Here is a 24,218-nt window from a genome sequence, read left to right on the forward strand (position 1 = left end):
GCGATTCGCCTGCAGTCAGGATGACAGCGCGGCGGGTTCCGGCGTGTCGTTCGATTCAACCTCGTCCAGATCGACGCACTGCTCGTAGGTCGGCACCTCGCACCGCCAGTGCAGGCGCTCGGCGATGCGCCGGCGCATCGCATCCGCGGCAGCGGGTTCGCCATGCGTGACGAACGTCCGCACGGGCGGGCACTGCATCGTGCCGAGCCACTTCAGAATCTCTTCGTAGTCGCCATGGGCCGACAGCGTCGTGATCATCTCGACCTGAGCGCGCACGCGGACGTACTCGCCGTGAATCTTCACCGTCGGTTCGTGCGCGGCCAGTGCCGCCCCGCGCGTGCCGGCGGCCTGGTAGCCGACCAGCGCGATCGTGTTGCGCGCATCGGGCGCGTAGCGGGTCAGGTGATGCAGCACGCGCCCGCCCGTCGCCATGCCGCTGCCGGCGATGATGACCATCGGGCCGTGGTGGTCGGCGATCGCCTTCGACTGGTCCACCGACCGGATCATCGTCGCCGCGTGGCCGAGCGCGTTCGCCTCCGAGACGGTCAGGCGGTGCTCGAGGATATGGTGACGATAGATCTCGGTCACGTCGGTCGCCATCGGGCTGTCGAGGAACACCGGGACGCGCGCCATGCGGCCGGACGCCTTCAGCCGCGCGATGTAATGCAGGATTTCCTGCGCGCGGCCGACGGTGAAGCACGGCATCACGACGACGCCGCCGCGCGCGAAGGTCTTGTCGAACATTGCGGCCAGTTCGGCTTCGGGATCCGACGTCGGATGCAGCCGGTCGCCGTATGTCGATTCCACGACCAGATAGTCCGCATGCGCGGGCGGGCGCGGCGGCTGCATGATCGGGTCATGATACCGGCCGAGGTCGCCCGAGAACGCGAGCACCTTGTGATCCCAGTGCATCACGACGCTCGCCGCGCCGAGGATGTGCCCGGCCGGCAGCAGGCGGAACGACAGGTTGCCGCCCAGCGCCGTGCATTCGTCGAAGGCGACCGGCTTCAGCAGGCGCAGCGCGCGCTGGGCGTCGTCCAGCGTGTAGAGCGGTTGCGCCGGATGATGCTTCGAGTAACCGTGCCGGTTCGCGAAATCGGCTTCCTCCTCCTGCAGCCGCGCGCTGTCGCGCAGCATGATGTCGCAGAGTTCGGCCGTGGCCGCCGTGCAGTACACCGGCCCGCGATAGCCTTCGCGCACCAGCACCGGAAGATAGCCGGTGTGATCGACATGCGCGTGCGTGAGCACGACCGCGTCCAGCGTGTCGGGCGCGAACGGCAGCGCTCGCCAGTTGCGCAGCCGCAGGTTCTTGGTCCCCTGGAACAGACCGCAATCGACCAGGACGCGCCGGCTGCCGTGCTCGATCAGATACTTCGAGCCGGTCACCGTTTCGGTCGCGCCGAGAAATGTCAGTTTCATGAATTGCCTCATCGGGAGTCGACGGAACAGTAGGTCGATTACATCCCGAACGCGCAAGCGGCGGTTGACCGAAATCAGGGATTGCAGGATCGCCATGCCGGCCGGGCGAGATTCCCGGACGGCGTGCGGTTTGACGACGATCAACCTCGGGCCACGGCGGCGGCGGGATAGTGATTTCGTGCGCGCTTGCGGCGTCGTGATCCCGTCATCCGCGCATGCCGTGCGCGCCACGCGTAGCGGCATCACGAGTCTTTCGGGATGAACCCATCATGACGTTGATCGCCAATCTGGATGGTGCCGGGCACCTTTACCGGCTGTGCTTCGTCCGCTCGCCCTGGGCGTGGTTTACCTGCTTGCCGCTCGACGAGCAATGCGGCGAGCGCTGGGCGGACGTGCCGTACCAGAATGCCGCGAAACCGCCGTACAGCGATTCGCGCGCGCAATTGCTGCGGGTCGCGTTCGACGCGCCGGGTCTGTTGCCGCCCGAGGCCGGGCGGCACGGGCACGCATGGAGCGTCCAGCAGATCAACCACGGCGCGGCGCCATGGCTGCGCAGCGAGGATTTCGTCGACGCGCTGACGCTGACCGTGCCCGCCGGGGCCACGCTCGCCACGTTCGTCGAACGGATCGAGGCCGCTGGCGGCACCGTCTACGGGCCGCTCGGCTGGGCGGAATTGCCGCCGTGGCAGCGGCCCGACGTTGCGGCACAGACGGGCTGAATGGGGCTCAACGGCGCTGAATGCCCGTGCCGCGCGCGTGTCAGCCCGCGTCGCCCCAGCCGCCGCCGAGCGCGACGTAGAACGCGACCGTGTCCTGCAGCCGCTGCGCGACCGTCTGCAGCCATGCAATCCGCGCCTGATGGTATTGCACGTCGGCGACCAGCAACTGGACGTAGCCGGCGATACCCGCGTCGTAGCCGGCCTGCGTGAGCGTCAGCGCGTCACGCGCCGCGGCCATCGCGCGCGCCTGCGCATCGAGCGCCGCCGCGTCGTTGGCGAGCGCGCGCAACGTGTCGGCCACCTGCGAGAACGCCGACAGGACGACCTGGCGATAGGTCGCATCGGCTTCGTCGTACGCATCCTGCGCGGCGCGCCGCTGGTTCAGCAGCGTGCCGCCGTGAAAGATCGGCGCGGCGAGCCCCGCGCCGACACTCCATGCGCGGCCGGCCGGCGCGAACAGCTTGCCGGCGACGACGCTTTCGAACCCGCCCGACGCGGACAGCGTGAGGTTCGGATAGAGCGCGGCCGTCGCGACGCCGACCCGCGCGCTGGCCACGTGCAGTTGAGCCTCGGCCTGCAGAATGTCGGGGCGGCGGCGCACCAGCGACGACGGCGCCGTGTCGGGCAGGCTGGCGGGCAATTCGATCCCGTCGAGCGACAGGTCCGGCGTGCGCCAGTCGACCGGGTAGCGGCCGGCCAGCAGCGCGAGCAGATCGTCGGCCTGCGCGCGTTTCTGGTCGAGCGCGGGCAGCGTCGCCTCGAACGACGCCCGCTGTGCTTCCAGCGTCAGCACCGCGACGTAGGCCGCCGCGCCGGCCGTCACCTGCGCGCGCGTCAGGCGAATCTGCTCGTCGAGCAGGCCGATCGTTTCGCGGGTCGCCGCGGCTTCGTCGCGATAGGCCGCGCGCGCGACCATCGTATTGACGACGTTCGCGGTCAGCATCAGATAGGCGCCCGCCAGCGCCTGCCGCTGCGCATCGACGTCGGCCGCGAGCGCTTCGACCTGGCGCCGTTCGCCACCCCACAGGTCGAGCGTGTAGCTGACCGTCGCCGACAGCGTGAACAGGTTGAAGATCGACGCCGGCAACGCCTGGCCGGTGCGCAGCGGCGTGGCGCGCTGGCGCGACGCGCCGGCCTGCGCATCCACCTGCGGAAAGAAGATCCCCTGGCCGGCCCGCAGCGCGTGCTCGCTGCGCCGCAGCGTCGCTTCGGCGAGATCGAGCGTCGGGCTGCCGGTCAGCGCTTCGGCGACGGTCGAGTCGATCGCGCGGCTGCCGAAGCGCGTCCACCAGTCGCGCGTGAGTGCCGCATCCGCCGACAACGCCTGTGTCCTGCCACCGCCGCGCCAGGAGCCGGACGCCGCGCCCGGATCGTCGGGCGGCACGAAGTGCGCGACGCGCGGCGTGGGCGGCGGGACGAAATTCGGCCCGACCGTGCATCCGGCGAGCAGTCCGGCGACGGCCAGCGCGCCGGTTCCGCGGCGCAGCGCGTGCACGCAACGGGCGCCGTTATTTGCCTGCGACGTAGACATCGACGATCTGCCCGGGAAACAGCCGCACATTCCTGTTCGGCACGATACGGAAAATGACCGGCAGCACGCGCACGTCGACGCGCTCGGTGCGCTGGTCGGACAGCTCGATCTTCGGCGTGACGTACGGCTGCACGCGCACGAACTGAAGATCGGCCTCGACCGACGTGCCGCGCACGAACATGTGCGCCTTCAACGCATGCAGATCGGGGAGCTGATGGATCAGGATTTCGTCGATGTAGCAGCGCACCTGCAGCCGGTCGACCGGTGTGCCGAGCACCACGACCGGCGTGCTGCCGCGCGTATAGGTGTCGTACAGCCCCTGCGAGGTCAGGTAGGCCCCGACGGCCGCGTTCATCGCCAGAACGGTGCCGTCGGCCGGCGCGCGCAGCGTGTAGCGGGCGAGCAGGGCGGCCGCCGCATCGGCCGCGCGCCGCAGCGCGATGGCCTGTGCTTCCTGGTTGCGTATGTCGTAGCTCCATGCGCCGGCCTTGGTCAGACGATACTGCCGCGTCACGACGTCCAGGTTGGCCGCCGCGACGCGCACCGCGTTCGCGGCCGTGTCGAGCGCGTCGCGGCTGACGGCTTTCGGATCGATGTCGTATGCGTGCCGCTGTTTGTCGTACTGATCCTGCGCGAGCTTCAGGCTCGCCTGTGCGGCCGTGGTCTGCGCGCTGGCCACGTCGAGCACCTCGCGGCGCGGCTGCGCCTTCAGCTCGTCGAGCAGCGCGGCTGCCGCGTCGGCCTGCGCCGCGAGCTGGGCGGCGGTCGCGCGTTGCACCGAGTCGTCGATCGCCAGCAGCGCGTCGCCGGCCTTCACCGGATCGCCGTCGTGCACGAGGATGCGCGTCACGGCGCCGGAGACGTCCGGATAGACGTTCACGTTCGCGCCGGCCGGCTGCTCGCTCTCGACGATGCCGTTCGCGTAGACGCCGCGTGCGTATGGATTGGCGGCCGGCTTGAATACCGGCGGCTGCGGCGGCTCCTGGCGACTGTAGACCCACGCGGCGACGACGCTTGCCAGGAAGCCGAGCAGGGCCGCCACGAACACGAGCCGGTGTTTCATCGCGCACCTCCGCGCTCGATGCCGTTGAGCTTGCCGTCTTCCATTCGCAGGACGCGATCCGCGTACTCGAAGATGCGCGCGTCGTGCGTGACGATCACGATGCAGCGCGTGTCGTTGAGCACCTCGTGCTTGACGAAGTCGATGATCATGCGGCCCGTGTCGCCGTCGAGCGACGCGGTCGGTTCGTCGAGGATCAGCAGATCGGGCTGGCTGACGATCGCGCGCGCGATCGCGACGCGCTGCTGTTCGCCGCCGGACAGCTTCACGGGCGGCAATTGCGCGCGGTTCGCGAGGCCGACCACGTCCAGATACGCGTGCGCTTCCTTGATCGCGTCGTCCCACGGGCGGCGCCTCAGGATCAGCGGGATCGCGACGTTCTCGGCGGTCGTGAGCCGCGGGAACAGGTGGTAATCCTGGAACACGAAGCCGATCCGGTTCAGCCGGAAATCGGCGATCGCGTCGTTCGGCTGCGCCCACAGGTCGACACCGTCGATCGACACCGAACCGCCGTCCGGCCGGAGGATGCCGGAGATCACGCTGAGCAGCGTCGTCTTGCCGCTGCCGGACGGCCCGACGATCAGCAGCATCTCGCCGAAGTTCGCCTGCATCGACACGTCGCGCAATGCCTGCGTGCGCGCGTCGCCTTCGCCGAACCACTTGCTGACGCCGCGCGCGTCGATCGCGATGCCGGCCATCGTCAGCCCCGGAAGATGTCGAACGGCTCGATGCGCAGTACGCGCCGCACGCCGAGATAGCTCGAGATCGTCGCGATCACGACCACCATCCCGAACGCGAGCAACAGGTTGCCGTACGTAACGAGCGCCGCATAGTCTGGAATCCGTACTTTCGCGAGGCTGATCAACAGCACGCACAGCCCGACGCCGATGCCGTAGCCGGTCAGCGCGGTGAACGTGGCCTGGAACAAAATCATCGCGACCAGCTCACGGCTTTTCGCGCCGATCGCCTTCAGCGCGCCGAATTTGTCGAGGTTCTCGAGGATGAACGCATAGAACGTCTGCCCTGAAATCGACAGGCCGATGATGAAGCTGATGATCGTCATCAGCATGATGTTGGTGCCGAGCCCCGTCTCGTACTTGTAAAAACGCGAGATCTGCGCGATGAATTCGTCGCGCGTGTACGCGCGATAGCCGAGCGATTGCACGACGGCCTTGATGTGGGCGATGTCCGCATCCGACTTCGGCTCGACGAGGATGTACGAGGTCGTGAAGCGCGGCGACGGAATGTAGCGGATCGCGCGGGCGTACGTGGTGTAAAGCGTCGGCGTGCCGAACAGGCCGCTCGCGGCGACCTTCGCGATGCCGACGATCACGCCGCGATGATCGTTCAACTCGAAATCGGTGCCGACGGACGGATTCTCGAGCTTCCGAAACTCGGGATCCTGAATCGCGATGAAGCCGTTTTCCGCGTAAATGTCCTCGATGCGGCCCTGCAGCATCGTCGGGCGGCCGAGCAGGCTGGCGTCGTCGAGGCCGACGACCGTCACGGCCTGGTAGGTGCCGGAGCGCAGCTTGACGAGCGCGCCGCCGGAATAGAGCGGCACCGCATACTTGACGCCGTCGATGCTGCGCACGGCGTCGAGCACATAGTCGGGCATGCCGATGCTGTTCGCGATCGTCTTCACGGCCGGGTCCATCACCCAGACCTTCGCGCCGATATTGATGACCGACGCCGACGACTTGTTCAGGATGCCGGCGAACAGCGACGTCATCTCGATCATCAGCAGCACCGAGAACGTGATGCCGACGGTCAGCGCGGTGAATTTCGCGCTGTCGTTGACGAGCAGCTTGAACGCGAGACGCAGAATGCCGTTCATGATCGCGAAGCCAGCGCGTCCGGTTCGTGCCGCTATTGCCGGGACGCCGCCGGATCCAGTTGCGCGACGAACGCGACGATGCCCGACACCAGCGCGATGATCGCGTACGGAACGACCGGCGTGTCGATCAGCATCGCGTGCACGACGCCCAGCAGCGAGGCGAGCGCGATGAACACGCAGAGCGTCGCGAGCGCGCTTCGGTATGGCAGACCCATCATGACGTTCTCCCGGGAAGCGGCCGCCGTGGACGGCGTTGCCGTCAACGTCGCTGCCGCTGGTTGCGCAAGACATGGCGTCATGATCGCGTGCCGCGCTCCGGCACGATTGATCTGTATCAACGGACAAATCCCGGCGTCACGGGCGCGACGCGCCGGTCAAGTCATCTGACCAATCGTCTTGCGGAATCGCGTCAGCGACAGCAGGAACAGCACGCAGCCGATCGCGAACAGCGCGGCGAACTGGGCCCACACCGCGTCGAGCCCGGCGCCGCGATACAGGATGCGCTGCGCGAGTTCGACGAAATGGGTGGTCGGCGCGGCCAGCATGATGTCCTGCACGACGGGCGGCATGCTTTCGCGCGGCGTCAGTCCGCCCGACAGCAGTTGCAGCGGCAGCAGCACGAGGACGAGCAGCATGCCGAACTGCGGCATGCTGCGCACGAGCGTCGCGAGAAAGATCCCCATCGACGTCGTCGCGAACAGGTGCAACGCCATGCCGGCCACGAACAGCGGCACGGACCCCGGAATCGGCACGTGCAGCGCGCCGCCCACGACGAACGTCAGCGACGCGACGGCCGCCGCCGCGACGACGAGCCCCATCGACCAGACCTTCGCGAGCATGATTTCCGCCGCGGTCACCGGCATGACGAGCAGATGCTCGATCGTGCCGTGCTCGCGCTCGCGAATCAGCGCGGCCCCGGTGAGGATCATCGACAGCATCGTCACGTTGTTGATCAGCTCCATCAGCGCGCCGAACCAGACTTCGTCGAGATTCGGGTTGAAGCGCATCCGCATCGCGAGATCGACGGGCGGCAAGGACGTGCCGCGATGGCGCCGCACGAAGGCGTCGATCTCGCCCGCCACGATCTGCTGGATGTAACCGCCGCCGGTGAACGCCTGCGTCATGCGGGTCGCGTCGACGTTGAGCTGGACCGTCGCGTGGCGGCCGGCGAGCACGTCGCGCTGGAAGTCGGGCGGAATGTCGAGCGAGAACGTGTAGTCGCCGTCGTCCAGCCCGCGATCGGCGGCGCCGGCGTCGACGATCGGCGGCGGCGCGAACTGCGGCGGGAAGAACGCCGCCGCGATGCGCGCCGACAGCGGCGACGCATCCTCGTCGACGATCGCGATCGGCACCTTGTGCAGCGTTTCCGGGCGGGCGGTGGCGGCGACGTAGATCGACGCGCTGAACGTATAGACGATGAGCGCGAGCAGGATCGGGTCGCGAGCGAGGCTCCACAGTTCCTTGACCCCGAGCCGGAAAATGACGAGCAGGCGCGACATGGTCAGCGCTCCTGCTTGCGCAGCAGCACGCCGGTCATGACCAGGATGACCGGCACGGCCGCGAGCATCGGCCAGAACTGCGACGACAGGTCGGCCAGCCCGAGCGCCTTGTTGTAGACGCCGCGGCTGATCGCGAGCATGTAGGTGGCCGGATAGACGGTGCCGACCCATTTCCCGCTGCCCTCGAGCGACGACAGCGGCGTGAGCAGGCCCGAGAACTGCACGACGGGAATCAGCGTGCCGACGATCGTCATGAAGATCGCGGCGATCTGGCTGCGGGTAAACGTCGACGCAAACAGCCCGATGCCGGTGGCCACGACGTTGAATATCAGCACCGCGGCCGCCAGCGTCGCGAAACTGCCCTTGATCCGCACGCCGAACACGACGTCGGCCAGCACGACCATCAGCAGGAAGTTCAGCATCGCCAGCATGACGTATGGCGCCTGCTTGCCGAGCAGGAATTCGGCCCGCGTGACGGGCGTCACGTACAGGTTGACGATCGACCCGAGCTCGCGTTCCCGCACGACGGCGAGCGCCGTCAGCATCGCGGGCAGCATCAGCAGCAGCATCGGCATGATCGCCGGAATCATCGCCGGCAGGCTCTTGACGTCGGGGTTGTAGCGATAGCGGATCGCGATGTCCACGGCCGGGACGAGCGACACGCCGAGCCGGCGCTTCGCCTGGTCGCGCAGCCAGTTTTCGTGCATGCCGGCCACGTAGCCGCGGATCGTCTCCGCGCGCATCGGCATCGCGCCGTCGACCCATGCGCCGATCTCCACGCGCCGGCCGCGCGCCACGTCGCGCGCGAAATCGGGCGGGATCTCGAGCGCGAGCGACAGCTGGCCGTTGCGCATGCGGCGCTCGATGTCGCGGTCATCCGCGAGCGGCGCGCGCGGCACGAAATAGCGGGAACCGGCGAGATTCTGCGCATAGTCCTGGCTCAGGATCGACTGATCGCGATCGAGCACCGCGAACGTCAGGTTGTCGACGTCGAGACTGATGCCGATGCTGATCACGCACATCAGCACGAGCGAGCCGAACAGCGCCAGCGTCGCGCGCAACGGGTCGCGTCGCAGTTCCAGCACCTCGCGCCACAGATAGCTGCCGGCGCGCGCCGGGCTGAACCATGCGGCCGCATGGCCGGCGCCGGCCGCGGCGGGCGGCGCGGCGAGCCAGCCGGCGTCGGACGGCGCATCGGCCGTCGCGCCGTCCGTGCCACCCGCGTCGTCCGCTTTCTGCGCGTCGGTCAGGTAGCCGATGAACGCGTCCTCGAGCGCGGCCGCGCCGCGCAGGCGCACCAGTTCCTCGGGCGCGGCGCTCGCGAGCACGCGGCCCGCATGCATCAGCGAGATGCGGTCGCACCGCGCGGCCTCGTTCATGAAGTGCGTCGAAATGAAGATGGTGACGCGATCGTTGCGCGCGAGCTCGATCATCAACCGCCAGAAGTCGTCGCGCGCGACCGGATCCACGCCCGAGGTCGGCTCGTCCAGGATCAGCAGCTCGGGCTTGTGCACCATCGCGACCGCGAGGGACAGCCGCTGCCGCATCCCGAGCGGCAGGCGCTCGGGCAGCGCGTCGAGGGCGTCCGCGAGCCCGAAGCGCGCGACCATTTCGGTCACGCGGGAGGGCACGTCCGGTTCCGGTACGCCGAACAGGCGCGCATGCAGCACGAGGTTCTGCCGGACGGTCAGTTCGCCGTAGAGCGAAAACCCTTGCGACATGTAGCCGACGCGTCTGCGCGTGTCGATGTCGTTCGCGGCGATCGGCCGGCCGAACAGCGTCGCCGTGCCTTCCGACGCGGGCAGCAGGCCGGTGAGCATCTTCATGGTCGTCGACTTGCCGCAGCCGTTCGAGCCGAGAAAGCCGAAGATTTCGCCGCGGCGGATCTGCAGGCTCACGTGGTCGACCGCGACGAAATCGCCGAACCGCATCGTCAGCGCGTCGGCCTCGATCGCGTAGCCGGCCGCCTGGTCGGGCTGGAACGGCGCGATCGCGACCGGCTGGTGCCCGCGCCGGCGAGCCTCCGGCAGCAACGCGATGAACGCGGCTTCCAGCGTGTCGCAGCCGGTGCGTTCGAGCAGCTCGTCGGGGCTGCCGGTTGCCAGCACGCGGCCCGCGTCCATCGCGATCAGCCGGTCGAATCGGCGGGCCTCGTCCATGTACGCGGTGGCGACCAGCACGCTCATCGCCGGGCGGGCGGCGCGAATGCGTCCGATCAGCTCCCAGAACTGCGCACGCGACAGCGGATCGACGCCGGTCGTCGGTTCGTCCAGGATCAGCAGGTCGGGGTCGTGGATCAGCGCGCAGCACAGGCCGAGCTTCTGCTTCATGCCGCCGGACAGCTTGCCGGCCGGGCGATCCAGGAACGGCTGCAGGCCGGTGCTGCGCGTCAGCGCGTCGATCCGGCGGCGGCGCTCCGCGGCATCGTGGCCGAACAGTCTCGCGAAGAACTGCAGGTTTTCCTCGACCGACAGCGTCGCGTACAGGTTCCGGCCGAGGCCTTGCGGCATGTAGGCGATGCGCCGGCATACGCGCGCGCGATGGCGGCGCGACGACAGGTCGCCGTCGAGCGTCCATACGCGGCCCTGCTGGATCGCGCGCGCGCCGGACACGAGCGCGAGCAGGCTCGACTTGCCGACGCCGTCCGGCCCGATCAGCCCGATCATGCGGCCGGCGGGGATGTCGAGGGTCACGTCGTCGAGCGCGTACTTGTCGCCGTAGCGCAGCGAGACGCCCGACAGCCGGGCGACCATGCGCGGATCGCCCGACACCGGCGAACCGTCGATCGATCCGGCGTCGGTCTCGACGGGCGTCGTCGCATTCATTGCGGCACCCTGATCGCGAGGCGATCCGGCCAGCCCGCGTGCGGGTCGGTCTTCAGCCACGCGACGCCCGGCAACCCGGTCTTCACGAGTTTCAGGTGGCGCTGCAGCAGATCGCGATCGATGCGCGCCTTGACCCGGAACATCAGCTTCTGCCGCTCGGTGGCCGTCTCGACCGTCTTCGGCGTGAACTGCGCGGTGCTGGACACATAGGACACGCGTGCCGGAATCACGTATTCCGGTGCCGCATCGAGCACGATCCGCACGTCGGCGCCGAGCGGGACCCGGCCGACGACCGCTTCGGGCAGGAAGAACGTCATGTAGACGTCGGACAGGTCGACGACGTTGAGCACCTTGCCGCCCGCCGGCAGGACTTCGCCCGACTCGGCAATCCGGTACTGGACGCGCCCGTCGCGCGGCGACGTCAGTTCGCTGTCCGAGATGTCGGCCCGCACGCGCGCCACGGTCGCCTGCGCGGCCGTCACGGCCGAGCGCGCCGCGACGAGCTGGGCCCGCGTTGCGTCGACGGCGGCCTGGGCCGCTTCCACCTGCGCGCGCGCGGCGTTCACGGTCGCGCGCAGGCTGCCGGCGCGCGCGCGATCGTCGTCCAGCTCCTGCATCGACGACGCACCGTCGCGCGACAGCGTTTCGGACCGCGCGAGTCGCCGCGTAGCCGCGTCCAGCTCGCTTTCCCGTTGCACGACGACGGCCGCGGCCGCGGCCTTGTCGCTGCGGCGCTGCGCGACCTGCGCGTCGATGCTCGCCGCTGTGTTCACGGCCTGTTGCTCCCGCGCCTGTGCCTCGTCGAGCTGCGCCTGCAGGACGACGACGTCCATGCGTGCGAGCGGCTGGCCGGCCGTCACGAAGTCGCCTTCGTCGACGAGCATGGCGGTCACGCGCCCCGGCAGCTTGGTCGCGACGTCGATTTCGGTCGCCTCGATGCGGCCGTTGCCGCTGACGAGCCCCGCATCCGTCTGGCCGTCGCGCCAGCGCGTCCACCCGTAGTACGCGAGGCCGATCGCGAGCACGGCCGCACCGGCACCGATCAGAAGAGGGCGCGGGATGGTTTTCATGGTGTGTTGTCCGAGTCTGTCGAAAGGGGAGCCGTTGCCGCGGCAGTCTTGCCGGTGTCGATCACGCCGCCGCCGAGCGCGCCGTACAGCGCGACGCGGCTCGACAGCAGCGCACGACGCGTCATGACCCATTGCTGCTCGGCGTTCATCAGGTCCCGTTGCGCATCGAGCACTTCGAGGAAGCGGGTGGCCCCGCTGTCGTAGCGCAGCTTCGCGAGGCGTGCCCGCTCGGCCTGCGACGCCAGCGTGGCGCGCTCGATGGCGACCTGGTCGGCGAGCCAGTGGCGCGCCGCGAGCGCATCGGACACGTCGCGGAACGCGCGCTGCAGCGTCTTCTCGTACTGCGCGAGCGCCTCGTCGCGTTGCGCGTGCGAGAGCGCGAGATTCGACCGGTTGCGGCCGCCGTCGACGAGCGGCAGCGTGACGTTGGGAATCACCGACCACACGCCCGTGCCGGACGACAGCAGGTCATGCAGCGCGGTGCTGCCCGAGCCGATCGCGCTCGTCAATGCGATGCGCGGAAAGAATGCCGCGCGCGCCGCACCGATGTTCGCGCGGGTCGCCTGCAGTTCATGTTCCGCCGCGATCACGTCCGGACGCCGGGTCAGCAGCGACGACGGCAGGCCGGGGGCGAGCGACGGCAGCACCGCGCCGTCGTCGAGCGCGAGCGGCGTGGCGGCCAGCGCCGGCGGCGCACCGACGAGCAACGCCAGCGCATCGGCCGCCGTCGCGCGGGCCTGCTGCAACTGGACGCCGAGCGATTCCGCCTGCTGCAGCAGGATCTCCGATTGCGTCAGGTCGAGGCGCGAGATCGCGCCGGCCGCGTGACGAAGCCGGAAAATCCGCAGCGATTCGCGGCGTGTGTCGATCGTCGCGCGGGTCAGCGCGATGCGTTCGTCGATCTCGCACAGGGTCAGATAGGCATCGGCTACGCCGGTGACGACACTCAACGTCACCGCCTGCCGCGCCGCGTCGCTCGCGAGGTAGCGCTGGAGCGCCGCCGCTTTCAGGTTGCGCACGCGGCCCCAGAAATCGATCTCCCATTGCGTCTCGGCCAGCTGGACTTCGTAAATCTGGCCGATGACGGGCGTCGGAGTGAGGAAGCCGCCCGGCGTGCGAAACCGTGCATAGGCCGCGCCCGCACCGATCGTCGGCCATTGATCCGCGCTGCGGATGCCGTAGACCGCGCGCGCCTGCTCGACGCGTGCCACCGCCGCGCGCAGATCCCGGTTGTTGGCGAGCGCCTGCCCGATCAACGCGCGCAGGCGTGCGTCGACGAAGTAGGCCTGCCACTCGGGCACGGGCGCCGCCGGTGTCGCGTCGGCGGAAGGATCCGGAAAGGATGCGGGAATCGGTGCGGCGGGACGCTCGTCCGGCGGCGCAAGCGACAGGCAGCCCGACAGCAGCACCATGCCCGCCGCGAGCGCGACGGCACGCATGCGCCGCACGACGGCAGGATGAAAGCGAACGGGAGGCGCGGCAGCGCGCATGGGATGCCTCGTCGAATACGGGAATGCGGGAATACGGGATGGCGCCGCCCGCCAGGCGACGCCGCTTCGGATTCACTTATATCCGACGATTACAGGGTTTCCCCTTGATCTGTGTCACTCGGGCGGGAATGCGTTTCGAGCGGCCCCTCGCTTGACGCGCGTGTTGCAGCGTGCCTCGGCCGGCCTCGTGACGGCGTGCCGGACCGAACCACGCAAGGCCCGTCACGGCCGGTCGCCCGGCCCGGGATTGAGCAGCACGACGAACGCGAGGATGCTGGAGATCAGCGTGACGATCGAGTACCTGAACACCTCCTCGTCGAACAGCATCCCGTGAACGATGCCGACCAGCGACGCAATCGCGATGAACACGCTGAGCGTCGCGAGCACGATGCGGTACTGCTTGTGGATCATGACGGTCTCCCGGAAAGCGGTGGACGTCGACGGTCGTACGAATGCGAAACGTCCCGGTTGCCGCGGCTTTCACGACGTCTGCCGATTCATGATCGCGTCGCGCCTGGTCGCGCGGTTGATCTGCGTCAACGGACAAAATCGGCCATCGCCGGCCGGTCGGCCTCCGCCGTCGGCCCGCCTTTGATTGATCCTCGTCAAGCCGCCGGCGCGGCCGTGCGCGATGCTGAACAGGGTGCCGCACGCATCGCTCGCCAGCTTTGCGGCCGGCACGGGCCGACGGGAGACCGACATGAAGTCCGATGCAGTACTCAAGCAGGATGTCGAGCAGGCGTTGTTCTGGAATCCGGCGATCGATGCGCGCCGGATCGACGTCGAGGTGCGCGACCGGATCGTGACGTTGCGCGGCACGGTCGACAGCTGGGCCCAGAAGCTCGAGGCGCAGAAAACGGCACTGCACGTCGCCGATGCGCGCGCGCTGGTGCTCGAACTGAATGTCGCGCCGCCGGAGAACGCGTGCGCGGACCAGGAACTGGCGATCGCGATCACGTTCGCGCTCGGATGGCAGGAGGCGTTGCGCGATCACAAGATCGGCGTCGAAGTCGATCACGGCTGCGTGACGCTCGACGGCGAAGTCGATCATGCATATCAGAGCCGCGCGGCGGAAGCGATGGTGAGCCGGATGATCGGCGTCGTCGGCGTGGCGAACCGCATCCGGGTGCGCGCCGACCATACGGTGCCGGACGTCGGCGCCCGGATCGCCGAGGCGCTTGCGCGCCGCGCGCAGCGCGAAACCGCGGGAATCTCGATCGACGCCACCGACGGCATCGTCACGCTGACGGGCACGGTCGCGTCGCTGGCCGAACGGCGCGCCGCATGCGGCGCGGCGGGGTCGGTGAGGGGCGTCAGGCAGGTCGTCGACCGGCTGACCGTTGCCTGACCGGCTTGCACGTGCTGTCTACTATCAGGAGAAACAGCGATGAACCGTCCGCATACCGGCCCCGGCCGAAACTATCTGCGCCGCGACAAGCGCATGCAGCCGCATACGAAAGACAGTTACCGTGATCCGAAGCGGCCGACGGGCGACCGTATCTGCGAAGGCTGCGGCGCGGTCTGCGAAGCGGGCCGCTGGACCTGGTCCGCGACCGCGCTCGACCGGCGCCAGCTCGAATGCCCGGCCTGCAAGCGCATGCGGGAAAACGTGCCGGCGGGCGAACTGGTGTTGCGCGGCGAGTATCTGCGCGCGCACCGCTCGACGATTCTCGAGCTGCTCGAGCGTCAGGCCGATCTCGAGACGAGCGAGCACGCGCTCGAACGCATCATGGACATCGAGAAATCCGCCGATTCGCTGATCGTTCGAACGACGGGCGTGCATATGGTCCGTCGCCTCGGCGAAGCGTTGCTGCATGCACACCACGGCGATCTCGCGATCAACTATCGCGACGGCGAGGACGTGCTGCGAGCGCACTGGAAGCGCGACGACGCGTGAGCGGCGGCGGTCCGCCGGGCAGGTTCGATCCCATGAAAAAATCATTCGACTACTCCGGGTTGCTGATCCCGATCGCGTTCGCCGTGCTGGTCGCGGTTCAACTGCTGGCGCGCCAGCCGGCGGCGACGTCGATTTCCTACAGCGATTTCCACCATCTGGTGGACGCACGGCTCGTCGACGATCTCGAGATCGGCCAAACGTCGATCTCGGGCACGCTGCGCATGCCGCAGGCCGGCGTCGCGCTGCCCGCGTCCGACGCGGCCGAGGTGAAGGAGATCGGCCCGCCATGGCGCTTCACGACGAACCGGGTGAGCGACGAAGGCCTGGTCGCCGCGCTGACGGCCGCCGGAATTCGCTACCGCGGCGCGACGGATACGGGCTGGATCGGGACGCTCGCGTCATGGATCTTCCCGTTGATCGGCTTCGTCGTGATCTGGAGTTTCATGATGCGACGGCCGGGCGGGATGCGGGACCTGAGCGGCATGGGCAAAAGCCGCGCCCGCGTGTACATGCAGAAGGAAACCGGCATCACGTTCGACGATATCGCGGGCATCGACGAGGCAAAGGCCGAGTTGCAGCAGATCGTCGCGTTCCTGCGCAACCCCGAACGCTACCAGCGGCTCGGCGGCAAGATCCCGAAGGGCGTGCTGATCGTCGGTGCGCCCGGCACCGGCAAGACGCTGCTGGCCCGCGCGGTCGCCGGCGAGGCCGCGGTGCCGTTCTTCACGATCAGCGGCTCGGCCTTCGTCGAGATGTTCGTCGGCGTCGGCGCGGCGCGCGTGCGCGATCTCTTCGAGCAGGCGCAGCAGAGCGCGCCGTGCATCGTGTTCATCGACGAGCTCGATGCGCTCGGCAAGGCGCGCGGCGTCGGCCTGATGTCGGGCAACGACGAGCGCGAGCAGACGCTCAACCAGTTGCTCGTCGAGATGGACGGCTTTCAGGCCAATTCGGGCGTCATCATCATGGCCGCGACCAACCGGCCGGAGATCCTGGATCCCGCGCTGCTGCGCCCCGGGCGTTTCGACCGTCACATCGCGATCGACCGCCCGGACCTGACCGGACGCAAGCAGATCCTGGCCGTGCATACGAAGCGCGTGAAGCTCGCGCCGGAAGTCGATCTGGCCGAGCTGGCGCAGCGCACGCCGGGCTTCGTCGGCGCCGATCTCGCGAACGTCGTCAACGAAGCCGCGTTGCATGCGGCCGAACTGGGCAAACCCGCGATCGGGATGGCCGATTTCGACGAAGCCATCGATCGCGCGATGACCGGCATGGAGCGCAAGAGCCGCGTGATGAACGAACAGGAAAAGCGGACCATCGCGTATCACGAGTCGGGGCATGCGCTCGTCGCGCAAAGCCGCGCGCACTGCGACCCCGTGAAGAAGGTGTCGATCATCCCGCGCGGGATCGCGGCGCTCGGTTACACGCAGCAGGTGCCGACCGAGGATCGCTACGTGCTGCGCAGGAGCGAATTGCTCGACCGGCTCGACGTGTTGCTCGGCGGGCGGGTGGCCGAGGAAATCGCGTTCGGCGACGTGTCGACCGGCGCGCAGAACGATCTCGAACGCGCGACCGCGCTGGCGCGCCACATGGTGATGCAGTACGGGATGAGCGAGAAGATCGGCCTCGCGACGCTCGACGACGGCGCACGCCAGGGCGGGGCGCCGGGCGTATGGACGCCGGGCGACGGTCACTGCAGCGAGCACACGGCGCAACTGATCGACGAAGAGGTGCGCGCGCTGCTCGAGGATGCGCATGCGCGGGTCGCGGCGACGCTCGGCGCGCACCGCGATGCGCTCGAACGGATCGCGTGCAGCTTGCTGCAACACGAATCGATCGATCACGACATGCTGGTGGCGCTCATCGCGCCGCCGGACGATGCCGGCGACACACCCCGGCCGGCGGAAGCCGACTCGGAAACGACCACGGGCGTCTCCGCCTGAAGCAACGACCGCCGCGATCGCGCCGGACGCCTGCCGCCGGCCATCGCATCGTTCAACAGCCGATGCAGACCGGGCCGTCGCGCCGCGCGCGCGCCGCGTCGTCGGTCACGACCGACGCGAGCCGCGGATCGGGCCGGAAAACCGTGATGCCCTTGAGCCCGTCGCGCCACGCCTGGAAGAACAACGCGTCAACCTCCGCGAGCGAACACTGGCCGGGCATCGTCACGGTCTTCGAGATGCCGGCGTCGACGCACGGCTGCAGCGCCGCGAGCATCGCGACATGATCCGCCGGCGCGATTTCCGCGGCCGTGACGAAATAGCCCGGCAGCTTGACGGTCTCGCCATGCAGCGCGCGGAACAGCCGGTAAGCGTGATTCTCCGCACGGAACGGCCGGACCTGCCCGTCGGCGGTGCGGACCATGCGACGCTGCGTCCAGCCGACGGCCGGCTCGATCCCGTTCGAACAGTTGTCGCAGAACGCGAGGCTCACGCTGCCGGCCGGCGCGAACGACAGCAGATGGCTGTTGCGCAGCCCGTGCCGCGCGATCGCGTGATGCACCTTCAGCGGCAACAACGTGCGAGACGCGGGGCCGGTCAGATAGGCGTCCGGGTCGTAGGCCGGAAACACGCCGCGCTCGGCGGCAAGCGCGGCCGATGCGGCAAACGCATGCTCGCGCATCGTCAGCACGATCCCGCGTGCGAGCGTGCGTGCTTCCGCGCTGTCGTAGCGCAGCCGCAGCATCGTCAGCGCGTCGGCCAGCCCGGTCACGCCGACCCCGATGCGCCGTGTCCGCCGCGCCTCATATTCGTGCGCGGCGAGCGGCCACGCGGTCAGGTCGAGCACGTTGTCGAGCATGCGGACCTGGATGCGCACCGCGTCGGCGAGCGTCGCGACATCGAAGCGCGGCTTCCCGTCGACGCCGAACGGGTAAAGAACGAATCGCGACAGGTCGATCGGCCCGAGCACGCAGCTGCCGTACGGCGGCAGCGGTTGTTCGCCGCACGGGTTCGTCGCGTCGATTCGCTCGTGCTCGCGCAGCGGATTCGCGTCGCGGATCGTGTCGAGGAACAGCAGGCCGGGTTCGGCGTTGTCGCGCGCGGCGTTGACGATCTCATGCCAGAGCGTGCGGGCCGGCACCGTCGCGTAAAGGTAACGTCCGTCCGGCCGCCGGGGCGTTGCGGCGGAAGCGGAGGCGGGCGGCGCATGATGAACGAGCGCCCACGGCAGGTCGTGCCGGACCGCCTCCATGAACGCGTCCGTGACGCCGACCGACAGGTTGAACGTCGGCCAGCGCGAGCGTCCGCGCTTGGCCGTGACGAATGCGATGAGGTCCGGATGATCGCAGCGCAGCACGCCCATTTGCGCGCCCCGGCGCGGGCCGGTGAACGGCAGCGCCCGGCACATCGCATCGAAGCGGTCGATCGCCGCGCAGGCGCCGCGCCCGGATGACAGGCGCCGTTCGTAAGCGTCGGCGGGTGGCACCGGCGAGAAGTCGTAGCCGATTCCGCCGCCCATCAGCAGCGTGACCCGTGCATCGTCGAGCGCCTGCGCGAGCGCCGTGTCGACGGCCTGCACGGGGGTGTCGACCGGAATCGCGAGCGGATGGACGAAGCAGTTGACCATCGTTCCGCCGTTGTCCGCGCCGGCATTCGCGAGGATGCGGCCCGCGCCGATCGCGCCACGCTGCAGGTTCACGAAGAACGCGCGCTCCACCTGTGCACGGCGCTCGGCCGGCTCGGCGAGCGACAGCGCACGGGCGACGCGATGGAAGACCGCCGCGCGAGACGTTTCGCCGGGTTGCGCATAGCGCTCGGCGAACACGGTGGTGCAAAGCGGCTGCTCATCCATGGCGGGGCTCGGCAACGATGAATGATTCACTGTAAGAGCCTGCCCGAACGTGTCGTTGATCGAGCGCAACCGGGCACCTTCGCGACATCGCTTGACGGCGGTCAACGCCGCGACCGGCGTCGAACGTAAGGTGGAGCCACGGCCGGCGCGGCGGTTGCCGCGAATCGCCGCGCCGGCGTCCGTCGCGCCAGCCATCGACTGCGAACCACGCGCCATGACCGATATCGTTACCGTTACCTTGAATCCGGCCGTCGATGTCGCGACGTCCGTCGAGCACATCGTCGATACGCACAAGCTGCGCTGCGCGCGGCCGCGGCGCGACCCCGGCGGCGGCGGGATCAACGTCGCCCGAACCATTCACCGCCTCGGCGGCGACTGCGTCGCGCTGTACCTGGCCGGCGGGCCGACCGGCGACGTGCTGACGCTGCTGCTCGAGGCCGAGCGCCTGCCGGCGGTGCGCATCCGGATCGCCGGCGAGACGCGCGAGAACGTGTGCGTGACCGAGACCGCGACCGGGCGCGAATACCGCTTCCTGATGCCGGGGCCGATGGTCACCGAGGCCGAGTGGCGCGACTGCGCAGCGCGCATCGACGCGATGCAACCGGCGCCGCGCTACCTCGTGCTGAGCGGCAGCCTGCCGCCCGGCGCGCCCGACGACCTGTATGCGACGCTCGCGCGGACCGCCCGTGCAAGGGGCAGCCGGGTGGTCGTCGATGCGGCGGGCAGGGCGCTGCAAGCTGCCCTCGAGGCCGGCGTGCATCTCGTGAAGCCCAGTCTCGGCGAACTGAGCGCGCTGGCCGGCGAACCGCTCGACGACACGTCGGCATGCCGGAAGGCCAGCGAACTCGTCGCGCGAGGGCAAGCCGACATCGTCGCGTTGACGCTCGGCGCGCGCGGCGCATGGGTCGTCACGCGCGACGGCGCGCTGCGCCTGCCCGGCAGGCCGGCAGCGGTATGCAGCACGGTCGGCGCCGGCGACAGTTTCGTCGGCGGCATGGTCTGGGCGCTGGCGCGCGGCGTGCCGTTCGACGAAGCGTGCCGCTATGCGCTGGCGGCATCGGCCGCGTCGGTCGAGCACCCGGGGACGGCGCTATGCACACGCGAGGACGTCGAGCGGATTCATGCGGAACTGGTTGCGCAGGCAAGCTGACGACCACGCGGCGTGACGTGTGCACGATCGCATCGACGCACGATCGATCGTTGATCTGGCTCAGCGGTTTTCGCGCCGCGATCGAGAAAAATGGGGCAGCCATTCCACGAGACCCGCCATGGCCTTTCGCCTGATCGCCTGCCTGCTCCTGTTGTCGTGTATGCCGCCGGCTTCGTCCGCCGACGTCGCGACCGTCGATTCGCCATCGCAGCGTGTGCTGATCCTGGCCTACCACCGGTTCGCCAGCGCGCAACTGGATTCGATGACGGTCCGTACCGAGACGTTCCGCCACCAGTTGCAGGCGATCGAGGCAAACGGCTACCGCATCGTGCCGCTCGCCGACGTCGTGCGCTGGCATGACGGCCAGGCCGATGCCGTGCCGGCGCGCGCGGTCGCGATCACCGTCGACGACGGTCATCGCTCCGTCTACGACGTGCTGCGCCCGTTGCTGGCCGACCATCCGATGCCGGTCACGCTGTTCATCTATCCGTCGGCCATCTCCAACGCCAGCTATGCGATGACATGGGACCAGTTGCGCACGCTCGGGCAGTCCGGCGGCGTCGACATCGAGTCCCACACGTACTGGCATCCGAATTTCCGCACCGAACGCGCCCGACTCACGCCGGACGACTACTTGCGCTTCGCGTCGTTCCAGTTGCGCCGGTCCCGCGAACGGCTCGCGTCCGAAACCGGCCAGCCGGTCCGGATGCTGGCCTGGCCGTTCGGCGTCCATGATGCGCAGACCGATCAGCTGGCCGCTCGCGAGGGCTACGTGGCGGCCTTCACGCTCGATGCGCGCCCCGTTCGTGTCACCGACCCGGCCATGGCGCTGCCGCGCTATCTGATGACGGACGCCTGCGACACACGATGCATGAATGGATTGTTGAGAACCGCCGGGGGGAAGCCGTGATTGCACGTCTGATCGTCTGTCTGCTCGTGTCGCTCGGCGGATTCGCCGGATTCGCCGCCCGGGCGGCGCCCGTCACGATCACCGTCGTCGATGCGACGAACGGGCACCCGCTTGCCGGCGCGATCGGCCACGCGTCGGGCGTGAACCGGACCGCAGATCGCGACGGCGCGTTTTCACTCGAGATCGACGCGGCGGGGGCACGCCTGAGCGTGCGTGCGCCGGGCTACGCGCGAACCGAAGTCACGCTGGCACCCGCCGGCGGCGCACAGACGATCCGCATGACGCCGGTGCGGCCGAAAGCCGTCTATCTGTCCGCTTACGGCGTCGCGGACCGCACGCTGCGCGAGGCGGCGCTGTCCCTCCAGGACAAGACGGCGATCAACGCGCTCGTCATCGACGTGAAGGGCGACAGCGGCGTGACGCCGTATCGCAGCCTGGCGCGTGAGATCTCCGGCGCCGCGAACAATGTCGCCGGCGCCATCGTTCGTCCGCCCGATCTGCCGGAGCTGTTGCGGACGTTCCACGCGCGCGGTCTTTACCTGATCGCCCGCATCGTCGTGTTCAAGGACGACCCGCTGGCGCGCGCTCATCCCGAGTGGGCCGTGCGCGATGCAGCCGGCGAGATCTGGCAGGACCGCGAGCATCAGCGCTGGATCGACCCGACCTCGCGCGCGGCCTGGCAACACAATTACGACGTCGCCGAAGAGGCGGCCCGCATGGGTTTCGACGAAATCCAGTTCGACTACCTGCGTTTTCCCGACGCCAACGGCCTCCGGTTCGCCGAGGCCAATACCGAGGCGAACCGGGTCGCGGCGATCTCGGGATTCCTGACCGGCGCGCGGGAACGACTGCGGCCGTACAACCTCTACATGTCGGCCGACATCTTCGGGTACGTCTGCTGGAACACCGACGACACCGCTATCGGACAACGGCTCGACGCGCTCGGGCCGGTCGTCGACTACGTGTCGCCGATGCTGTATCCGTCCGGCTTCACGTGGGGCCTGCCCGGTTGCCGGAAGCCGACCGAGCATCCGGGCGAGATCGTTTCGCGGTCGCTGGCCGAGGCGAAGCGCCGGACCGGAATGGACGGGGTCCGGTTTCGGCCGTGGCTCCAGGCGTTTCGCGACTATGCGTTCGACCACCGGCCGTTCGATGCCGACGAGATCCGCGCACAGGTCGACGCGGCCGATGCGGCGGGCACGGACGGCTGGATGCTGTGGAACCCGCGCAATCGCTACGATCCTGCCGATTTGCCGCGCTGAGCGGCAGGTGCGGACCGGCGAGAACATGTAGGCATCCGATCGATCATGCCGTGGAATGACGAGCGTTATCCGCCTTCGATGCGGAATCTGCCGCCGCCGGTTCGCGGCAAGGCGATCGAGATTGCCAACGCGCTGCTGCGTCAGGGGCGCACCGAGGGCAGCGCGATCCGCATCGCGATTGCGCAGGCGAAACGGTGGGGGCGTGCGCATGCCGTTTTTCGTGGCCGCGGGTGACGGTTAGGTTGACGAATGACCGAACGAAGGCGCCGCCGCAGAAACTAGGCCACCCACCGTGCCGGACATTCGTGCACGGTCATCGCCGGATGCAGTCGCGCGGCCAGAACGCACGCCATCAGCATGACGGCGACCGCGATGCCGTGCACCGGGTTGCGCAGACACGACGCGACCTGCTCGCTCCTCGCCACACCGAACAGGCACCACAGGCAGAAATGCTCGCAGTTGTTCGTGAGCAGCCGGTATTGGCATTCGCCAAGGCGCGATGCCGCGCGGCGCGCTGCTTCCGTTCCATCGTACAGCGTGCGCGCGTGACGAATGACCGCGAGCCCGAACCCGGCACGGAAGCCGTCCAGCGTGACGACCTCGACCGGACCGCCGCTCGCATGGCGCGACCATCCCGCGTAGTGAATCACGTTGCCGTCGCCGATGTAGATCCCGTGATGCAGATAGCCGCGGCGGCGGGTCACGAGGTGGGCACCGACCGGCGGTTCGCCATCCAGCATGGCGTCGTCGGTGTGCGCTGCGGTCGGATCAATCATCGCCAGCTCCTCGATCCTGCGGCGGCGGGGCGGAAGGGCCGTGCGCCGGCCGCGAAACACGTTGCGTCCTGTCACGTCTCCAGTATTGGCAGTGGAGTCGCGCGGAACAATCAGCGTGGCCTGAGCTTGCTGTCCGATGTCGGGCCGCCGTGTCGGAATTTTCCGACGGGCCGTGCAATATCGGCTGACAGCCGTCACGGACGATTGCGCCGCCCGTATCCCGCTTTCCTTGTGTTTTCAGGCGTGCCGTGGCATTCGGGCAGATGGGGCGCGATGACTGTCTCGCGGGGGCCGTCGGGCGTCGCTCGGCTTCGACAGGCGCGCACTTGACCTGAGTCAACGGGAAATCGACGTTCCGCGCGACGCTGACGTCGTCGTCGACGCGAATGCGCGACGTCGCCGCACGCAGCCCGTTCCGCGACCGGACGAGCGGCATCGCAGCCGTGCGGGCTCAATCAGGAGAGTGAAGATGTGGACCGGAACCGTGAAGATGCTGCTGGCAGCCTGCCTGCTGAACATCGGTGCGAACGCACTGGCTGACCCGTCGACCGAGCCGGTCGTGCACAACGGTGTCACTTACATCACCGGCGGAATCGGTCAGGATGAGATCACGGCATTTCGCGATGTCGCGCCTCGCTACAACCTGCGGATCACGTTCGCATCGAAGCGGGGCCAGTATCTGTCCGATGTCGATGTCACGCTGTCGTCCGGCAAGTCGACGATTCTCGACGTACACACGAACGGCCCGTTCCTGTTCGCCCGCGTGCCGCCGGGGCGATATACCGTGTCCGCGCACGACAGGGCCATTCAGGAAGTCAGGCGCGTCGTCGTACCGGCGCGCGGCGCGGTCGATGTGCGCTTCTACTGGCACGACCCGGACCGGCACGGCGCGATACGTCTGTGCGCCGATTGTTCCGCATCGCCGCAGTAACCGGGCCGCTGGCCGCGCGTTCGTTCAGGGCCGGCGTGGCGGGAGAAGCGACG

At 68.8% G+C, this 24,218-nt stretch carries 22 protein-coding genes; 9 read left to right on the forward strand and 13 right to left on the reverse strand.

Annotation, left to right across the window (positions count from 1 at the left end):
• Positions 1-15: 15 nt before the first annotated feature.
• Positions 16-1,419: an MBL fold metallo-hydrolase RNA specificity domain-containing protein gene (locus WS45_RS17490; protein ID WP_059700879.1), complete on the reverse strand. Its 1,404-nt coding sequence runs from the start codon at positions 1,417-1,419 to the stop codon at positions 16-18.
• Between the two features lie 269 nt (positions 1,420-1,688).
• Here WS45_RS17490 and WS45_RS17495 point away from each other — a divergent pair, with 269 nt between their 5' ends.
• Positions 1,689-2,138: a hypothetical protein gene (locus WS45_RS17495; RefSeq protein ID WP_059536589.1), complete on the forward strand. Its 450-nt coding sequence runs from the start codon at positions 1,689-1,691 to the stop codon at positions 2,136-2,138.
• A 40-nt stretch (positions 2,139-2,178) separates the two neighbouring features.
• Here the strand turns inward: WS45_RS17495 and WS45_RS17500 are convergent, their stop codons facing one another.
• The 10 genes from WS45_RS17500 to WS45_RS17545 all read right to left on the reverse strand — a co-directional run bounded on the left by WS45_RS17500 (position 2,179) and on the right by WS45_RS17545 (position 13,861).
• Entirely contained in the window at positions 2,179-3,669 is a 1,491-nt protein-coding gene (locus tag WS45_RS17500) for an efflux transporter outer membrane subunit (protein ID WP_059700880.1), read from the reverse strand.
• A complete protein-coding gene (locus tag WS45_RS17505; protein ID WP_059700881.1) occupies positions 3,647-4,732 on the reverse strand; it encodes an HlyD family secretion protein in 1,086 nt (361 codons plus the stop codon). The genes WS45_RS17500 and WS45_RS17505 overlap by 23 nt, the downstream gene beginning before the upstream one ends.
• Complete coding sequence (locus WS45_RS17510) at positions 4,729-5,433, reverse strand: ABC transporter ATP-binding protein (RefSeq protein WP_179949240.1); 705 nt, start codon at positions 5,431-5,433, stop codon at positions 4,729-4,731. Before WS45_RS17510 ends, WS45_RS17505 begins: the two co-directional genes overlap by 4 nt.
• On the reverse strand, positions 5,430-6,566 hold the full coding sequence (locus tag WS45_RS17515) for an ABC transporter permease (protein WP_059700882.1): 1,137 nt from the start codon (positions 6,564-6,566) through the stop codon (positions 5,430-5,432). The genes WS45_RS17510 and WS45_RS17515 overlap by 4 nt, the downstream gene beginning before the upstream one ends.
• A gap of 32 nt (positions 6,567-6,598) precedes the next feature.
• Positions 6,599-6,784 carry a DUF2964 family protein gene (locus tag WS45_RS17520; RefSeq protein ID WP_059700883.1) on the reverse strand — a complete coding sequence of 62 codons (186 nt, stop codon included), beginning with the start codon at positions 6,782-6,784 and terminating at the stop codon, positions 6,599-6,601.
• Positions 6,785-6,940: 156 nt separating this feature from the next.
• Positions 6,941-8,065: an ABC transporter permease gene (locus WS45_RS17525; protein WP_059536576.1), complete on the reverse strand. Its 1,125-nt coding sequence runs from the start codon at positions 8,063-8,065 to the stop codon at positions 6,941-6,943.
• 2 nt (positions 8,066-8,067) lie between these two features.
• Positions 8,068-10,890 carry a ribosome-associated ATPase/putative transporter RbbA gene (gene rbbA / locus WS45_RS17530; RefSeq protein WP_059700884.1) on the reverse strand — a complete coding sequence of 941 codons (2,823 nt, stop codon included), beginning with the start codon at positions 10,888-10,890 and terminating at the stop codon, positions 8,068-8,070.
• The gene (locus WS45_RS17535) at positions 10,887-11,960 is read right to left on the reverse strand and encodes an HlyD family secretion protein (RefSeq protein WP_059693100.1); all 1,074 of its coding nucleotides are present in this window, start codon (positions 11,958-11,960) and stop codon (positions 10,887-10,889) included. The genes rbbA and WS45_RS17535 overlap by 4 nt, the downstream gene beginning before the upstream one ends.
• Positions 11,957-13,450 (reverse strand): efflux transporter outer membrane subunit, encoded by a 1,494-nt coding sequence (locus WS45_RS17540; RefSeq protein ID WP_059536566.1) that lies wholly within the window; start codon positions 13,448-13,450, stop codon positions 11,957-11,959. The genes WS45_RS17535 and WS45_RS17540 overlap by 4 nt, the downstream gene beginning before the upstream one ends.
• Before the next feature lie 222 nt (positions 13,451-13,672).
• Complete coding sequence (locus tag WS45_RS17545) at positions 13,673-13,861, reverse strand: DUF2964 family protein (protein WP_012464867.1); 189 nt, start codon at positions 13,859-13,861, stop codon at positions 13,673-13,675.
• 289 nt (positions 13,862-14,150) lie between these two features.
• Here WS45_RS17545 and WS45_RS17550 point away from each other — a divergent pair, with 289 nt between their 5' ends.
• Genes WS45_RS17550 through ftsH form a run of 3 tightly spaced genes read left to right on the forward strand, consistent with a single transcriptional unit; the run spans position 14,151 to position 17,287 of the window.
• On the forward strand, positions 14,151-14,798 hold the full coding sequence (locus WS45_RS17550; protein WP_059537371.1) for a BON domain-containing protein: 648 nt from the start codon (positions 14,151-14,153) through the stop codon (positions 14,796-14,798).
• Positions 14,799-14,837: 39 nt separating this feature from the next.
• Positions 14,838-15,347 carry a BCAM0308 family protein gene (locus WS45_RS17555; RefSeq protein WP_059700885.1) on the forward strand — a complete coding sequence of 170 codons (510 nt, stop codon included), beginning with the start codon at positions 14,838-14,840 and terminating at the stop codon, positions 15,345-15,347.
• Positions 15,348-15,379: 32 nt separating this feature from the next.
• Positions 15,380-17,287: an ATP-dependent zinc metalloprotease FtsH gene (gene ftsH / locus WS45_RS17560; protein ID WP_059700886.1), complete on the forward strand. Its 1,908-nt coding sequence runs from the start codon at positions 15,380-15,382 to the stop codon at positions 17,285-17,287.
• A gap of 52 nt (positions 17,288-17,339) precedes the next feature.
• Here ftsH and WS45_RS17565 read toward each other — a convergent pair whose 3' ends face one another.
• The gene (locus WS45_RS17565; protein ID WP_059700887.1) at positions 17,340-19,136 is read right to left on the reverse strand and encodes an adenosylcobalamin-dependent ribonucleoside-diphosphate reductase; all 1,797 of its coding nucleotides are present in this window, start codon (positions 19,134-19,136) and stop codon (positions 17,340-17,342) included.
• Positions 19,137-19,350: 214 nt separating this feature from the next.
• Between WS45_RS17565 and WS45_RS17570 the strand changes: the two genes are divergently transcribed.
• The 4 genes from WS45_RS17570 (at position 19,351) to WS45_RS17585 (ending at position 22,692) form a co-directional block, all read left to right on the forward strand.
• On the forward strand, positions 19,351-20,286 hold the full coding sequence (locus WS45_RS17570; RefSeq protein WP_059542047.1) for a 1-phosphofructokinase family hexose kinase: 936 nt from the start codon (positions 19,351-19,353) through the stop codon (positions 20,284-20,286).
• Positions 20,287-20,404: 118 nt separating this feature from the next.
• Positions 20,405-21,196, forward strand: coding sequence for a polysaccharide deacetylase family protein (locus WS45_RS17575; RefSeq protein ID WP_059700888.1), 792 nt, complete (start codon positions 20,405-20,407; stop codon positions 21,194-21,196).
• Positions 21,193-22,458 (forward strand): putative glycoside hydrolase, encoded by a 1,266-nt coding sequence (locus WS45_RS17580; protein ID WP_059700889.1) that lies wholly within the window; start codon positions 21,193-21,195, stop codon positions 22,456-22,458. Before WS45_RS17575 ends, WS45_RS17580 begins: the two co-directional genes overlap by 4 nt.
• A 45-nt stretch (positions 22,459-22,503) precedes the next feature.
• Complete coding sequence (locus tag WS45_RS17585; protein WP_059700890.1) at positions 22,504-22,692, forward strand: hypothetical protein; 189 nt, start codon at positions 22,504-22,506, stop codon at positions 22,690-22,692.
• 44 nt (positions 22,693-22,736) lie between these two features.
• Here WS45_RS17585 and WS45_RS17590 read toward each other — a convergent pair whose 3' ends face one another.
• The gene (locus tag WS45_RS17590; protein WP_059700891.1) at positions 22,737-23,234 is read right to left on the reverse strand and encodes a lecithin retinol acyltransferase family protein; all 498 of its coding nucleotides are present in this window, start codon (positions 23,232-23,234) and stop codon (positions 22,737-22,739) included.
• 469 nt (positions 23,235-23,703) lie between these two features.
• Here WS45_RS17590 and WS45_RS17595 point away from each other — a divergent pair, with 469 nt between their 5' ends.
• Complete coding sequence (locus WS45_RS17595; RefSeq protein WP_059700892.1) at positions 23,704-24,165, forward strand: hypothetical protein; 462 nt, start codon at positions 23,704-23,706, stop codon at positions 24,163-24,165.
• Positions 24,166-24,218 lie beyond the last annotated feature (53 nt).

The sequence above is a fragment of the Burkholderia sp. RF2-non_BP3 genome, from assembly GCF_001522185.1.
Lineage (GTDB): Bacteria > Pseudomonadota > Gammaproteobacteria > Burkholderiales > Burkholderiaceae > Burkholderia > Burkholderia diffusa.